Source organism: Maribacter ulvicola, assembly GCF_900155985.1.
Classification (GTDB): domain Bacteria; phylum Bacteroidota; class Bacteroidia; order Flavobacteriales; family Flavobacteriaceae; genus Maribacter; species Maribacter ulvicola.
Genome location: NZ_FTMA01000002.1, coordinates 357162 through 371671, shown reverse-complemented (window position 1 = coordinate 371671; position 14510 = coordinate 357162). Strand labels below are relative to the sequence as shown.

Here is a 14510-nt window from a genome sequence, read left to right as displayed (position 1 = left end):
ATGAAAAATAAGAATAAAATCATAATAGGCGGTATCGTTTTGGCCATCTTAGCTTTTGTGGCTTATAGCTTTCTAAAAGGAGATGACAATACTGCTATTGAAGCTAAAACAGTTGCTGCCAAGAAAGGTGACGTAACTACCATGGTTACCGCTACTGGAACTATAGAACCTATCAACCAGGTTGATGTGGGTACACAAGTATCAGGAGTTGTAGAAAAGATTTATGTGGATTACAACAGCGTGGTAACAGAAGGACAGCTGATTGCCGAATTGGATAAAACCAATCTTAAGGCTGCAGCTACGCAAGCTCAAGCATCATATGATAATGCGATTAGTAATCGTAATTATCTGCAAACCATTTACGAGAGGCAAAAAACTTTATATGACAATCAAGTAATCAGTAAATCTGATTATGATGATGCGGTATATAACTATACCACAGCAAAGGGAACTGTTACTCAGCGTTTATCAGATCTTCAACAAGCAAGAACAAATTTGGGTTATGCCAATATATATTCTCCTATAGACGGGGTAGTGCTTTCAAGAGATATTGATGAAGGACAAACCGTAGCGGCAAGCTACAGTACACCAACTTTATTTACCATTGCCCAAGATTTGAAAGAAATGCAAGTAGAAGCAGATGTTGATGAAGCGGATATAGGAGTGGTAAAAGAGGGGCAACGGGTAAGCTTTACTGTTGATGCATACCAAGGTAAAGAATTTGAAGGTGAAGTAACGCAGGTAAGATTAGACCCAACAATTACATCTAATGTAGTTACCTATACGGTGGTTATCAAAGCAGACAATCCCGATTTAAGATTAAAGCCAGGACTGACTGCTACTATTTCAATATACACTTTAGAATTAAAGGATGTTTTGTCCGTAGAGGCAAAGGCTATCAACTTTAAACCCTCTCCTCCTGAAATGATGGCATATAACGAACAAGAGAATATTGTGGCTGAGCGTCCACAAGGCGGACGAATAGCTGAGGAAGATGATGCTACTTTGGTTTGGGTTATGGAATCTAACGGAGCTATTGCTCCTAAAAAAGTAGCGTTAGGTGCAAGTGATGGCGTAAATGTTCAAATTCTAAATGGTATTAAAACGGGTGATAAACTGGTTTATAGTTTAAAATCGGAAACTACATTATCTGGTCCGCCAGCAGGTCGTTCAGAAGAGAGTCCGTTTATGCCAAAACCACCAGGAGGTAAAAAATAAAACGCTATGAGTAAAGAAATTATAAAAATACAGGACTTAAAGCGTGAGTTTACCATGGGCACAGAAACTGTTTATGCCTTACGTGGAATTTCATTTACTATTGAAGAAGGTGAATTCGTAACCATCATGGGTTCTAGTGGATCAGGTAAAAGCACCATGCTTAACATTCTTGGTTGCTTAGACCAACCTACTTCTGGCATTTATGAGATCGATGGTGTTAGCATGAAAGATTTAAGTAGAAATGAATTGGCTACTATACGAAATGAAAAGATAGGATTCATATTTCAATCTTATAATCTTTTAGCTAGAACATCTGCCATAGAGAATGTAGAATTACCACTTTTATATAATAGTAAAGTTTCTACCGAAGAACGTAGGGAACGCGCTATAAAAGCCTTGGAAATGGTTGGTTTAGGTGAAAGATTACATCATACCCCATCTCAACTTTCTGGTGGTCAGCAACAGCGTGTGGCTATTGCTAGATCATTGGTAAACAATCCGGTAATGATATTGGCAGATGAGGCCACGGGAAATTTAGATACAAGGACATCATATGAAATTATGTCTTTGTTTCAAGAATTAAACAAGCAAGGTATTACGATTACTTTTGTTACCCACGAACCAGATATTGCAACATTTAGCAGTAGAACCATTGTTTTAAAAGATGGAAATATCATTCAAGATTATAAGAACCAAAACATACAATCTGCAGCAAACGAACTGGCTAAATTGCCAAAAGAAGATCATTAACTATGAGAATATTAAATCTACTTAAAATCGCATATAAAGCCATTGTTCTAAATAAAGTTAGAACATTGCTGACTATGTTGGGTATTATTATCGGTGTTGCATCGGTAATTGCTATGTTGGCTATTGGCGAAGGATCAAAAGAAAGTATTAGAAGTACTATTTCTAGTATGGGATCCAATATGATCACCATAAGACCTGGTACTGACGATCGTGGTCCTGCAAGAGGTAGTGGTGGAGATGTACAAACTTTAACACTAGATAATTATGAAACCATAAAAGAGAAATCTACCCTATTAAGCTATAGTACTCCCGTAGTCAATGGTGGCGGACAAGTAATTAGCGGTGCCAATAACTGGCCCAGTACTATTTATGGTGTTAACCCAGAATATTTGGATATTAAAGTGGTAGGGCTACAAAGCGGTAGTATGTTTACCGATGCCGAAGTAAAAACTGCTTCTAAGGTGGTCATATTAGGTCAAACGGTAGTTGATAATGTTTTTCCTGATGGCCAAGATCCTGTAGGACAGATGATTCGTTTTGATAATATTCCGTTCAAGGTTATTGGTGTTTTAGAGGAAAAAGGAGAAAATACCTTTGGTCAAGACCAAGATGATGTGGTAGTTGCCCCTTATACTACAGTTCAAAAACGTATTTTGGCTATTGACTATTTAAATCAGATTATGGCATCGGCGGTTAGTGAAGATGATGCGCCTGAAGCAGTAGTTGAAGTGACGGATATTTTACGTGCAGAACATAAGTTGATGGATAACGAAGATGATGATTTCTCTGTACGTTCTATGGAAGAATTGATAGCTGCCTTTAGTTCTACCAGTGAAATGCTAACGGTTCTATTAGTTGCTGTAGCCGGTATTTCTTTGTTGATAGGTGGTATAGGTATTATGAACATCATGTATGTATCTGTAAAAGAACGAACTAAAGAAATTGGACTTCGTATGGCAGTTGGCGGTAAGGGTTCTGATATTCTATTTCAATTCTTGATAGAAGCTATTTTGATTAGTATTACGGGAGGACTCCTTGGTGTAATCTTAGGACTAAGTGCTACCGTTTTCATTGAAAAGTTCTTACATTGGCCAACGAGCGTGGCAATGTATTCTATAGTAATATCGTTTGCTGTTTGTGCAGTTACCGGTATTTTCTTTGGATGGTATCCGGCAAAAAAAGCATCTGCCTTAGATCCAATTACGGCATTACGCTACGAATAAGTAATTATGTATAAAAACACTAAAATACTATTTATACAGCACCTGCTTATATGGTTGGTGCTGTTTAGTATGCCTTTTATTTTGTCTTATGGACAGGAACAGGATGTAAATAGGCTGATTGCCCATTTTTTCATACCCATGTTCTTTTATGCCATCATTTTTTATCTGAATTATTTTGTGCTGATAGATCGATTTCTTTTTACGAAGAAAACGTTCATTTTTATTGGCGTCAATATTATAATTATAGCCTTAGGTATCCTTCTAAAAGAGCAGATCGAAAACATTTTCTTTCAAGATCTGATTAAAAGACCAAATTTAGATGAGAACAGGGTAGGGCCGCCATTTAAATTATTTCTTTACATTCAAATGTTATCCTATGCAGCTCCATTATTATTTTCTATTGCTATCAAAGCAACAAAACGATGGGTAAAAACAGAGGCAGAAAAGAAAGAAGCAGATAACTTTAAGTTGCAAACAGAATTGCAACACCTTAGATATCAACTACAGCCACACTTTTTCTTTAATTCGCTAAATAACATTTATTCATTGGTAGATTTATCTCCTGATAAAGCGAAGTCTACTATACATAGCCTAGGGAAACTTATGCGCTACCTGCTCTATGAAACAAACACAGAAATGGTGTTGCTTTCTAAAGAAATAGAATTCATGAGAAAGTACATTGATTTAATGAAGTTGCGCCTTACGGAAAAAACTACGGTAGAATCTAGCTTTCCGATCAATGAGCCACAGATTAAAATTGCACCATTATTGTTTATTTCGTTAATCGAAAATGCTTTTAAACATGGAGTTTCTGCCAGTAAGGAAAGTGTAATTTCAATTGATATGATAACCAAAGAAAACAGCGTTGTTTTTCAGATTAAAAACTACAATTTCCCTAAGCAAACAACGGACAAGAGTGGTTCTGGCATTGGATTGTCTAACTTGGAAAAAAGACTAGAATTATTATACCCTAATAAACATCAATTTAAGCAAAAAAATAAAGATGGGATTTATTCGGTATACCTAAAAATTGAAACGTAGTATGGAAGCTGTTCAGATTACCTGTATGATTGTTGACGATGAACCTATGGCTGTCAATTTAGTGGAAAGTTATGTAGAAAAAACACCATACTTAAAACTAAAGAAAAAATGTAGTAGTGCCATTGAAGCCATGCAATATTTAAATACCGAAAAGGTTGATTTACTTTTTTTAGATATTCAGATGCCAGACTTAACAGGACTGGAATGCTCTAAAATGTTACCAAAAGAATCTAGGGTGATATTTACAACGGCTTTTGACCAATATGCACTAGAGGGCTTTAAGGTAGAAGCTTTGGACTATCTACTTAAACCTTTTGATTATGCTGAATTTTTAACCGCTGCCAATAAAGCATTAGCGTGGTTTTCGTTAGTGAGAGCGGGTGAATCATCTAAAACCTATGTAGTTTCTGAAGAAAAAGAATTCTTATTTGTAAAATCTGAATACAAGCAATTACGCATTAAACTTGCCGATGTATTGTATTTTGAAGGTTTAAAGGATTATATAAAAATTTGGCTAAAAGATACCCCAAAGCCTATATTAACTTTAATGAGCCTTAAAAGTTTAGAAGAAGAATTGCCGGCATCTAATTTTATGCGGGTTCATAGATCCTTCATTGTTGCATTAAAATATGTTGAAGTAATTGAGCGTAGCCAAATCATAATCAACAAACAACGTATTACGGTTTCTGAACAATACAAACCACAATTTTTAGAATACATCAATACTAATTCATTGAATACCTAAAGTCAAAATTTAGTACAATTTAGGCAAGAAGAAATCTAATTATCGTTTTTCTATAGCTACCTTAATTGAGGTAATTATAAATTGAATCTCATTAATAGAAATTCAGCTGAAATATTATTTTTAAAAAAAAATGATAGATAATGAGCAGAGGATTTGTAAAGGAAGAAGATCAGGAAGAAATACCCATGGTGCCACCTAGGGCAGATTTACCTGTAGGCGCAACTAATTATGTTACCGAAAATGGCTTGCTTCAACTTTTGAGCGAAAAAGATAAGCTAATACATGATAAACAACTTGCTCGTCAAGATAATGAAAAGGAACAGCGTATTGCCATCAATTTAATAAATGCCAAATTACAACTATTAAATGAACGTATTTCTTCGGCAAAGGTGGTAAACTTAGATGATCAGCCTAAGGACGAAGTTCGTTTTGGAGCTATCGTCTCCTTATTGATCGGTGATGCCAAAACCCCAAAAGAGTTTCAAATTGTGGGTGTGGACGAGGCAAATATTGCAGCAAATAAAATTTCATTTCTATCTCCTATTGCAAAAGCATTAATTTCAAAAAAAGTAAATGATGTTGCCGTTCTTCAAATTGGTAAAACTAATCGCGCATTTAAAATTCTAGGAATTAGATATTCTTAACCAAAGAAAACTCTATTTTTTAAGAAAGCTTAAATATTTATCATTCTCCGCATAAATCAATCATTTACAATCACATATATCTTAAAAAAATCTTAGCACTAATTTCTTTTTGAGTCTGTTTTTCATTTTTCACAGCTAACTATACATTTTGGTTACCAGTAATTTTAGGGCAATCAATATGAAAACGTCTATATAATGAAAAATAAAACAACCGATACATCTAAACAAAAAGACTTAGAAAAATATCAAAAAAATATGTCTGATAAAGCCTTGACAACAAACCAAGGTTTAAAAGTAAACGATACCAATAACAGTCTTAAATCTGGAGAACGCGGATCTACCTTATTAGAAGACTTTCTTTTACGCGAGAAGATTACAAATTTTGATCATGAACGAATTCCTGAGCGAATTGTACATGCTCGAGGTAGTGCCGCACATGGATATTTTGAGCTTTACGAAAGTATAGAACAATATAGTAAAGCAGGTATTTTCACCGATACTACACGAAAAACTCCTGTATTTGTTCGCTTTTCTACCGTAGCCGGTTCTAAAGGCTCGCCAGATTTAGCTAGAGATGTTAGAGGTTTTGCCGTAAAATTATATACTCAAGAAGGTACTTGGGATCTGGTAGGTAATAACATGCCTATTTTCTTTATACAGGACGCCATGAAGTTTCCTGATTTAATTCATTCCGTAAAACCGGAACCAAATAAAGAAATTCCACAAGCGGCATCTGCCCATGATACGTTCTACGATTTTGTATCATTAACAACCGAAACTTTACACAACCATATTTGGGCAATGAGCGATAGGGCAATCCCTAGAAGCTTTCGTATGATGGAAGGGTTCGGTATTCATACCTTTAGATTGATCAATGACAAAGGAGAAGCACATTTTGTAAAATTTCATTGGAAACCAACTTTGGGAGTACACTCCGTTACTTGGGAAGAAGCCGTAAAGATCAATGGAGCAGATTCAGATTTTCACCGTAGAGATTTATGGGATGCCATTGAGGCAGGACACTATCCAGAGTGGGAGCTAGGGGTACAAATTATTCCTGAAGCCGATGAACATAAATATGATTTTGATTTATTGGATCCTACGAAGTTGATTCCAGAAGAAATAGTTCCGGTTAAAATCATTGGAAAAATGACTTTAAACAAGAATCCTGAGAACTTCTTTGCAGAAACTGAGCAAGTAGCTTTTTTACCCGGACATATTGTGCCTGGTATCGATTTCACGAATGACCCTTTATTGCAAGGGCGCTTATTTTCATACAGAGACACACAATTATCGCGTTTAGGAAGCCCTAATTTTCATCAGATTCCCATTAACCGTCCGGTTGTAGATACACATAACAACCAACGTGATGCTCATATGCAAATGGAAATCCCTAAAGGGCAAACCGCTTATTTTCCGAATAGTTTAAGCGGCGGTTGTCCTCATTTATCCAAAATGGCAGAAGGTGCATTTCATTCCTATGAAGAACGAATAGATGCTAAAAAAATAAGAACCCGTAGCGAGAGTTTCAGTGATCATTTCTCTCAACCTGCCTTATTCTATAGAAGTCTTGCCGATTGGGAAAAAGAGCATGTTGCCGCAGCTTACACATTTGAACTAGGCAAGTGTAACCATGATCATATAAAACAACGTATGCTTTGGTTGATTTCACAGATTGATGAAGAGCTTGCCAAAACCGTTGCTGATGGTTTAGGCATGGATATTCCTAAAGAAATTGAACAACCAATTAATCAAGCAATTGGCGCAGATGCAGACGTTGAGAAACATCAGCCTGGTAAAAAGAAAAACTATTTAGAAAAGTCAGAAGCGTTGAGTATGGCAAATACAAAGTTTGACAGTATTGCAACAAGACAAGTAGCTGTTCTTGTAGCTGATGGTTTTAGCATGAAAAATTATAAACCAATAAAAGAAGCATTAGAAAAAGAAGGCGCCATGATGAAAATAGTAGCTCCTCATGGCGGCACTGTAAAATGCGATCAGGATGTTGATCATAAAGTTGATGCAGCCATTGCTACTACTGAAAGTGTTCTTTTTGATGCTATTTATATTCCAGGAGGTGAAAAGTCCGTAACGACTTTAATAGATAATGGAAAATACATCAAATTCATTAATGAAACATTTAAATATTGTAAAGCTATAGCTGTTGATGATGAAGGGGAAAAAGTATTAGATTATTCTTTTGTTACAAACTTTAAAGATGACAAAGCCATTCACATCAACGATTCTGCATCGAATTTCATTAAAAGTATAGCGAAACATAGAAATTGGGACAGAAGAGAACATTCAGATAAAGTTCCGGTATAATGAAAATATTGCTCATGTGTATGAATCCATTGCAAGTTTACTACTTCAATGGATTCTTTTGATCATCATTAATCTTGAACTATATGTTAAAAACTACGTAGCAACATTGACCATCTTAAGAACAGTATTGGAGACGGTTTAAGATTAAAATACTCAGCATAAGCTCAATATCTAGCTGTCCAATGACAGACATGTGAAATATCAATAATCAAAACAAATAATTATGAAAACTAGAAATATTAAAAGTTTAGCACTTATTGCCTTTGCTGCACTAGCATTGGGATCTTGTAAAGACCAAGCAAAAATGGACGCTGACAAAAAAGCTATGGAAGAAAAAATAGCCATGGAAGAAGCTAACGTTAAGGCTGAAGAAATGAAAATGAAAGAAGATGCCAAGAAAAAGGAGATGATGGCAACAAGTATTGCTTCAGTAGCCAGTGAAAATGCTGAATTGTCTACCTTGGTTTCTGCCGTTAAAGCTGCAGATTTAGATAAAATGTTATCAGAACCTGGTAGTTATACCGTATTTGCACCATCTAATAATGCATTTGAAAAATTACCTAAAAAAATGTCCATTGCAGAATTGGGAAAGCCTGAAAATAAGGAGATGCTGACCAAAGTTTTACAATACCATGTAGTATCAGGAGTAATTACTAGTGATCAATTGGTAGCCGCAATAAAAGGAGCCAATGGTAAATACACATTTACAACTGTGGGGGGAAAAGATTTAACGGCAAGTCTTAAAAATGATAAGATGGAGCTAAAAGATGAGAAAGGAAATAAAACCGAAGTTGTTTTAGGAAATGTAAAAGCATCTAACGGAGTAATACACGTTATTAATGATGTGCTTTTAATAAAGTAAATAAAATATTTTGAAGAAAAAGAGGACCAAAATGGTCCTCTTTTTTTTATACCTTACTCTTTATATTATTCCTCTTCGTTACCTAAAACATCGCTAAGCTCCAATGCTTCATCCATTGTATTATCAACCGGAACAGAATCTTTCAATATATTGAATTTTTCAACTCGCTCCATATCATCTTCTTCCCCTGAGAAATAAGGGAATACATCCATAATCGGTGATTCTGAAATAGAAGGTACAGAGTATTCTCCCATGGTATCTTTCATGACACTTATGGTATTGTCATAGGCCTCCTTAACATCATTTGCCTGTACCAACAAATACATATTGGTTTTACGTTCTTTACCACTTTCTTCATCAAAAGCGATTAAAGATACTTTTGATTTAAACCAACGGTCAGAATTCTCGAACGGATGAATTTCAGCAAAATTAGCAACCTTGATATTGGTGATTTTAATTTCTTCGGTATCACTCAAGTAAGCTGACATTTCTTCGGTAATTCTACTTTCTGCTTCGGTATAAGATATGGCATCTACCAAAAAAGGTTCTGTCTTTACCTTCAACATACCTGAAGCTTCGTCTAATTTTCTATATTTTATTTTACACTCGTACCATGTTGCACTCATATTTTCCATTTTTTTGGGGTGCTAAATATACTTCTTAGTCATAGTTTGAAACACCTAAAAACGCAATAGATATTCACAATTTCAATTTTAAAATTATAGATGATTCATAACTAGTTATTTATACATGAATGAATATTTTATTCACTTTTTTAATTAAATTACACTCAACATTCTTTTTTAAAAGTCATTCTAAAATATTAAATGAAAAATGTAGTCTATTACGTAGCCATTTCTATTGACGGATTTATCTGTGGTGTAGATGGAGATATTAGCGGCTTTGTAGGCGAGGGTAGTGGGGTTTCTAAGTACATGTCAGATTTAAAGGAATTTGAAACCACTATCATGGGTAAAAACACCTATGAATTTGGATATGCCTACGGATTAAAACCTGGTCAGCCAGCATATGCGCACATGCAACACTATATTTTCTCTAATTCATTACAGTTTGATAAAATTAGTGATCAGGTACATATTATCGCTAATTACGATCTTGAAAAAATAAAAGAACTCAAACAAAACTCAACTACGGATATTTACTTATGTGGAGGTGGTGTTTTTGCCGGGTGGCTTTTTGAAAACGAACTTATAGATATTATTAAAGTGAAAATTAATCCCTTAATATTGGGGGAAGGCGTACGACTATTTGGAGAATCTAAACAAGGTGCTCTATTACAACTCACAGAAACCGAAGCCTATGATGGCGGATTGGTATTTAATACCTATTCCGTTAACTATAATAAGAAATAATACCAAAGAAAAGGTCCAGAAAACCAATTGATTTTCTGGACCTTTTAACTAATAACCAAACTATTTTTTTATTTCAGTGCAGCCAATATTTTCTCCGCTACCAATTCTGATGATGCAGGATTTTGACCTGTAATTAAATTACCGTCTTGTATAGCATAGGCTGCCCAATCTTCTTTCTTAGAATAGATTCCGCCATTTTCCTGTAACATATCTTCTACCAAGAAAGGAACAACTTCTGTCAACTGTACAGCTGCTTCTTCACTATTTGTGAATCCCGTAACTTTCTTACCTTTTACTAATGGCTGACCATCTGTTCCCTTAACATCTTTTAATGCTGCAGGAGCGTGACATACAAATGCTACTGGTTTCGATTGTTCGTTGAATGTTTCTATCAATTTAATTGATGTTGCATCATTAGCTAAATCCCACAATGGTCCGTGACCGCCCGGATAGAATATGGCATCAAAATCTGAAGCATCTACTTCTGCTAAAATTTTAGTATGATTGATCGTATCCTGAGCAACATTATCTTGTTTGTAACGCTTAGTATCCTTAGTTTGGGCATCTTCGGTATCACTACTTGGATCAATTGGAGCTTGACCTCCTTTTGGTGTAGCTACGGTAATTTCTGCACCTTTATCCAATAGCGTGTAATACGGAGCTGCAAACTCTTCGATCCAAAAACCTGTTTTCTTTCCTGTGTCTCCCAATTCATCATGAGAGGTTAATACAAATAATATTTTCATATTTTTTTATTAAATTATTGATTTTTAGTTGGTCTTTAAATTAGACTTTAACTATCATTTTACCTTTGTTCTTTCCGTCCATCATATCCAAAAACGCTTGTGGCGTATTCTCAAACCCTTCTACAATGGTTTCCTTATACGTTAATTTACCTTCACCTAACCAAGCAGATAATTGTTTCATAGCAACTGGAAATTTATCCGCATAATTAGATACGATAAATCCTTGCATTAAAGCACTGTTCTTGACCAAGAAAGGTTGCACGGCAACTCCCATAGGAATTTCTGTATTGTTATAAACCGAAATTGCACCACAGTTAATGATACGCGCAAACTGGTTAATATTAAATAATACTGCATCGGATATGGGTCCGCCTACATTATCAAAATAGATATCTACACCGTTAGGAGCCGCAGCTTCAATAGCAGATTTCATATCCTCGGTCGTTTTATAATTGATTCCGTGATCAAAACCGAATTCTGACTTTAATATTTCAATTTTTTCATCTGTACCGGCTATACCAATGACATGTAAACCAAGTATTTTACCTATCTGGCCTACAACACTCCCTACTGCACCTGCAGCACCGGATACTACTAAAGTTTCCCCTTTTTGGGGTTTTCCTATTTCATGAAGGCCTAGGTACGCTGTTAAACCGGTCATACCTACAATACCTAAAAAAGCACTTAATGGTGCTTTACTTTTATCTATTTTCTGTAAATCTTCTCCATTAGAAATTTGCTGTTCTTTCCATTCTAATAATCCAGTTACAAAATCACCTTTCTGAAATTTTTCATTTTTAGATTCCAATACCTCGGCAACAATACCTGAACTAATAGGTTCTCCTACTTTAAATGGCGGAACGTAAGATTTTGCATCACTCATTCTACCACGTAAATAGGGATCTACAGATATATAGTTTGATTCTAATAGAATTTCTCCATCAGAGATTGTAAGATTATCGTCTAATTCTTCAAATTCAAAATCTGAAAGGGTAGGAGTACCTACTGGACGTTGTTTTAAATTAATTGACTTATTCATACGTTATTTATTTAAGTGTTATCGTTTCTTTAAAAACCTTCACAGAACCATTTTAAACATTAGTACTTATGACCATTTCATTAGTTACAACCAAGATTTAATATGCTATTACTATCACGGTTCAAAGGTATTACAAAAAAAGAATGAACATTCATTTTTAACAAAGGTTTATATAAAGCATTAATAGTTATAATAGAAAAAAGCATCTCTGAAAGATGCTTTTTAATTATTAGAGTATTTATTCCATGATCATGATAGACTTTACATTGACGAATTCCTTCATACCAAAACCGCCATGTTCTCGTCCGTATCCAGAATCTTTAACTCCGCCAAACGGCATATTAGGTTCCGCTAAGCCAAATGAGTTTATAAATACCATTCCTGTATCAAAATGTTTTTCGGCTAATTCTGCTGCCTTTTCTACATCTTTAGAAAAGATACCGCCACCTAGTCCAAATCTACTATCATTGGCAATACGCATTGCATCTTCATTATCCTTTGCTTTAATTAAAGAAGCTACTGGTCCAAAAAGCTCATCATCATAGGCTGGTTGACCAGACTCTACATTACTTAAAACTGTGGCAGGGTAGAAGTAGCCTTCTCCTTCAGGAATCTGACCTCCGCATAATACAACAGCTCCTTTTTCTACACTTTCTTGAACTTGTTCGTGAATCTTTTCCCTTAAATCTTCACGCGCCATTGGACCTAAATCAGTTTCTTCCTGTTTTGGATCACCGCTTTTAAGGGCTTTCATAGCTTTTACAAATTTCTCCTTGAACTCATCATAAACTGTTTCGGTAGCTATAAACCGTTTTGCTGCTATACAAGTTTCCCCGTTATTATAAATACGGCCCATTACACTTTTTTCAACCGCCAAATCAATATCGGCATCATCAAGCACCAAATAAGCATCATTACTACCTAATTCTAACACGGTTTTTTTCAACTGTGCCCCTGCCATTTCTCCAATTTTCTCTCCTGCAACGGGACTACCGGTCAAAGTAACTCCCCTTACCAACTTATGCTCAATAATAGCATTAGATTGATCGTGCTCAATCACCATTACGTTGAAAAGATTAGATGGTAAGCCTGCAGTTTCAAAAATGTTTTTTAATAATTTGGCGGTACCCGTAACATTAGAGGCGTGCTTCAATAAAATACTGTTACCTGCCATCAGGTTTACGATTGTATATCTTAATACTTGATAACTAGGATAGTTCCAGGGCTGTATACCATAGATAATTCCCATTGGTGAGTAGGCTATAATGCCCTTTCCTCCATTAGAAAGTTCTCGTTCTTCACTCTTTAAAAACTCTGGAGCCTTTTCTGCGGAATAAGTACAGATTGCAGTACATAAATCTACCTCTTGATTACTTTGTTTTAGCAATTTTCCCATTTCATTGGTCATGAGTTCTGCCAGCTCTTTCTTATAATTCTGTAATTCTTTACCAATTGCCTTTATAACCTCTCCACGTTCTTCAACGCTTTTCATTTTCCACTTTAAAAAAGCTTTATGAGATTGTTGAATGCTTTCCTCTACCTGAGCATCTGTCATATACGTGTGTGACGCAATTTCTTTACCTGTAGTAGGGTTAATTGTTTTAAATGTATCTTGTTTTATTGTCGTAGACATCTCTTTTCTTTTTTTTGAATTATTATTACTGTTGTTCACTTGGTACCAAATAGACATCGTTGATGTTTACCCTTTCTGGCTGTGTTAACACGTAATAGATGGAGTTTGCAATATCTTCCGCTTCTAGCGTTTCTATTTTTTGCATTTCCTTCATTTTATCTTTAATATCTTCATCTGTAATTGTGCTGGTTAAATTGGTAGCTACCGCACCTGGTTCAATAGAGGTAATGTTTATACCGTATTTAGGAGCCAACTCTTGACGCAATCCTTCAGAAAACATTTTTACCGCAGATTTTGTAGCGCAGTACACCGCTCCACCAGGAAAGTATCTATTGGCTGCCATTGATGAAATGTTAATGATATTACCGCCTTTATTTTCTTTTAATTCCGGTAATACGGCCGCTACACCGTTAAGAACCCCCTTAATATTAACATCTACCATTTTCTCCCATTCATCTGTCTTTAATTTTTCAACGAATGACAGTGGCATTAACCCTGCATTATTAATTAATCCGGTGATTTTACCGTACTCTCTTTTAGTCTTAGACACTACTTTTTGAAAATCATCTTTCTTAGTTACATCTCCTGTAACAACTAAAGCCTCGCCACCTTTCTTGGTGATGTCAGATTTTAAATCGTTAAGCTCATCTTCACTACGCGCCATTAAAACAACTTTTGCTCCGTTATCTGCTAATTTGATTGCTGTTGCCCTACCTATTCCGCTAGATGCACCAGTTATAATTATTACTTTATTATCTAGTTCCATGTTCATTTTTTTTGTTCATACTAAATTTAAGGGCTAATTAGAACTAATTTTAACCAGATGAGCTGAAGTATTGACGGATATGGAATTGAGCTAAGATTGCTCACAAACGAGTTAAAACAAAGACTTAAAACCAGCCTGTATAAAG

At 35.3% G+C, this 14510-nt stretch carries 14 protein-coding genes; 9 read left to right on the top strand and 5 right to left on the bottom strand.

The window, feature by feature from the left end:
- The 8 genes from BW936_RS10405 (at position 1) to BW936_RS10370 (ending at position 8808) form a co-directional block, all read left to right on the top strand.
- A complete protein-coding gene (locus tag BW936_RS10405) occupies positions 1–1218 on the top strand; it encodes an efflux RND transporter periplasmic adaptor subunit (protein ID WP_076548322.1) in 1218 nt (405 codons plus the stop codon).
- 6 nt (positions 1219–1224) lie between these two features.
- Positions 1225–1968, top strand: coding sequence for an ABC transporter ATP-binding protein (locus BW936_RS10400; protein ID WP_076548321.1), 744 nt, complete (start codon positions 1225–1227; stop codon positions 1966–1968).
- Positions 1969–1970: 2 nt separating this feature from the next.
- On the top strand, positions 1971–3191 hold the full coding sequence (locus tag BW936_RS10395; protein WP_076548320.1) for an ABC transporter permease: 1221 nt from the start codon (positions 1971–1973) through the stop codon (positions 3189–3191).
- A 69-nt stretch (positions 3192–3260) separates the two neighbouring features.
- The gene (locus BW936_RS10390; protein WP_244156211.1) at positions 3261–4232 is read left to right on the top strand and encodes a sensor histidine kinase; all 972 of its coding nucleotides are present in this window, start codon (positions 3261–3263) and stop codon (positions 4230–4232) included.
- Between the two features lies 1 nt (position 4233).
- A complete protein-coding gene (locus BW936_RS10385; protein ID WP_076548318.1) occupies positions 4234–4977 on the top strand; it encodes a LytR/AlgR family response regulator transcription factor in 744 nt (247 codons plus the stop codon).
- Positions 4978–5117: 140 nt separating this feature from the next.
- Positions 5118–5621 carry a GreA/GreB family elongation factor gene (locus BW936_RS10380; RefSeq protein ID WP_076548317.1) on the top strand — a complete coding sequence of 168 codons (504 nt, stop codon included), beginning with the start codon at positions 5118–5120 and terminating at the stop codon, positions 5619–5621.
- Between the two features lie 195 nt (positions 5622–5816).
- The gene (locus tag BW936_RS10375) at positions 5817–7946 is read left to right on the top strand and encodes a catalase (RefSeq protein WP_076548316.1); all 2130 of its coding nucleotides are present in this window, start codon (positions 5817–5819) and stop codon (positions 7944–7946) included.
- A 223-nt stretch (positions 7947–8169) separates the two neighbouring features.
- Positions 8170–8808 carry a fasciclin domain-containing protein gene (locus BW936_RS10370; protein WP_076548315.1) on the top strand — a complete coding sequence of 213 codons (639 nt, stop codon included), beginning with the start codon at positions 8170–8172 and terminating at the stop codon, positions 8806–8808.
- Between the two features lie 65 nt (positions 8809–8873).
- Here BW936_RS10370 and BW936_RS10365 read toward each other — a convergent pair whose 3' ends face one another.
- Positions 8874–9434, bottom strand: a complete 561-nt coding sequence (locus BW936_RS10365) for a DUF4494 domain-containing protein (RefSeq protein WP_076548408.1) — start codon at positions 9432–9434, stop codon at positions 8874–8876.
- A 201-nt stretch (positions 9435–9635) separates the two neighbouring features.
- On the opposite strand from BW936_RS10365, the gene BW936_RS10360 reads away from it, so the two are divergent.
- Positions 9636–10181: a dihydrofolate reductase family protein gene (locus tag BW936_RS10360; RefSeq protein ID WP_076548314.1), complete on the top strand. Its 546-nt coding sequence runs from the start codon at positions 9636–9638 to the stop codon at positions 10179–10181.
- 68 nt (positions 10182–10249) lie between these two features.
- Here BW936_RS10360 and BW936_RS10355 read toward each other — a convergent pair whose 3' ends face one another.
- The 4 genes from BW936_RS10355 to BW936_RS10340 form a co-directional block, all read right to left on the bottom strand.
- Positions 10250–10927 (bottom strand): type 1 glutamine amidotransferase domain-containing protein, encoded by a 678-nt coding sequence (locus tag BW936_RS10355; protein ID WP_076548313.1) that lies wholly within the window; start codon positions 10925–10927, stop codon positions 10250–10252.
- 40 nt (positions 10928–10967) lie between these two features.
- The gene (locus BW936_RS10350; protein WP_076548312.1) at positions 10968–11966 is read right to left on the bottom strand and encodes an NADP-dependent oxidoreductase; all 999 of its coding nucleotides are present in this window, start codon (positions 11964–11966) and stop codon (positions 10968–10970) included.
- Between the two features lie 238 nt (positions 11967–12204).
- Positions 12205–13599 (bottom strand): NAD-dependent succinate-semialdehyde dehydrogenase, encoded by a 1395-nt coding sequence (locus BW936_RS10345; protein ID WP_076548407.1) that lies wholly within the window; start codon positions 13597–13599, stop codon positions 12205–12207.
- Between the two features lie 25 nt (positions 13600–13624).
- Positions 13625–14365: an SDR family oxidoreductase gene (locus tag BW936_RS10340; RefSeq protein WP_076548311.1), complete on the bottom strand. Its 741-nt coding sequence runs from the start codon at positions 14363–14365 to the stop codon at positions 13625–13627.
- Positions 14366–14510 lie beyond the last annotated feature (145 nt).

Excerpts from the sequence above, each read along its gene's own strand:
- BW936_RS10405 (WP_076548322.1), top strand. The coding sequence starts at position 1 with ATGAAAAATAAGAATAAAATCATAATAGGCGGTATCGTTTTGGCCATC.
- BW936_RS10400 (WP_076548321.1), top strand. The coding sequence starts at position 1,225 with ATGAGTAAAGAAATTATAAAAATACAGGACTTAAAGCGTGAGTTTACC.
- BW936_RS10395 (WP_076548320.1), top strand. The coding sequence starts at position 1,971 with ATGAGAATATTAAATCTACTTAAAATCGCATATAAAGCCATTGTTCTA.
- BW936_RS10390 (WP_244156211.1), top strand. The coding sequence starts at position 3,261 with ATGCCTTTTATTTTGTCTTATGGACAGGAACAGGATGTAAATAGGCTG.
- BW936_RS10385 (WP_076548318.1), top strand. The coding sequence starts at position 4,234 with ATGGAAGCTGTTCAGATTACCTGTATGATTGTTGACGATGAACCTATG.
- BW936_RS10380 (WP_076548317.1), top strand. The coding sequence starts at position 5,118 with ATGAGCAGAGGATTTGTAAAGGAAGAAGATCAGGAAGAAATACCCATG.
- BW936_RS10375 (WP_076548316.1), top strand. The coding sequence starts at position 5,817 with ATGAAAAATAAAACAACCGATACATCTAAACAAAAAGACTTAGAAAAA.
- BW936_RS10370 (WP_076548315.1), top strand. The coding sequence starts at position 8,170 with ATGAAAACTAGAAATATTAAAAGTTTAGCACTTATTGCCTTTGCTGCA.
- BW936_RS10365 (WP_076548408.1), bottom strand. The coding sequence starts at position 9,434 with ATGAGTGCAACATGGTACGAGTGTAAAATAAAATATAGAAAATTAGAC.
- BW936_RS10360 (WP_076548314.1), top strand. The coding sequence starts at position 9,636 with ATGAAAAATGTAGTCTATTACGTAGCCATTTCTATTGACGGATTTATC.
- BW936_RS10355 (WP_076548313.1), bottom strand. The coding sequence starts at position 10,927 with ATGAAAATATTATTTGTATTAACCTCTCATGATGAATTGGGAGACACA.
- BW936_RS10350 (WP_076548312.1), bottom strand. The coding sequence starts at position 11,966 with ATGAATAAGTCAATTAATTTAAAACAACGTCCAGTAGGTACTCCTACC.
- BW936_RS10345 (WP_076548407.1), bottom strand. The coding sequence starts at position 13,599 with ATGTCTACGACAATAAAACAAGATACATTTAAAACAATTAACCCTACT.
- BW936_RS10340 (WP_076548311.1), bottom strand. The coding sequence starts at position 14,365 with ATGGAACTAGATAATAAAGTAATAATTATAACTGGTGCATCTAGCGGA.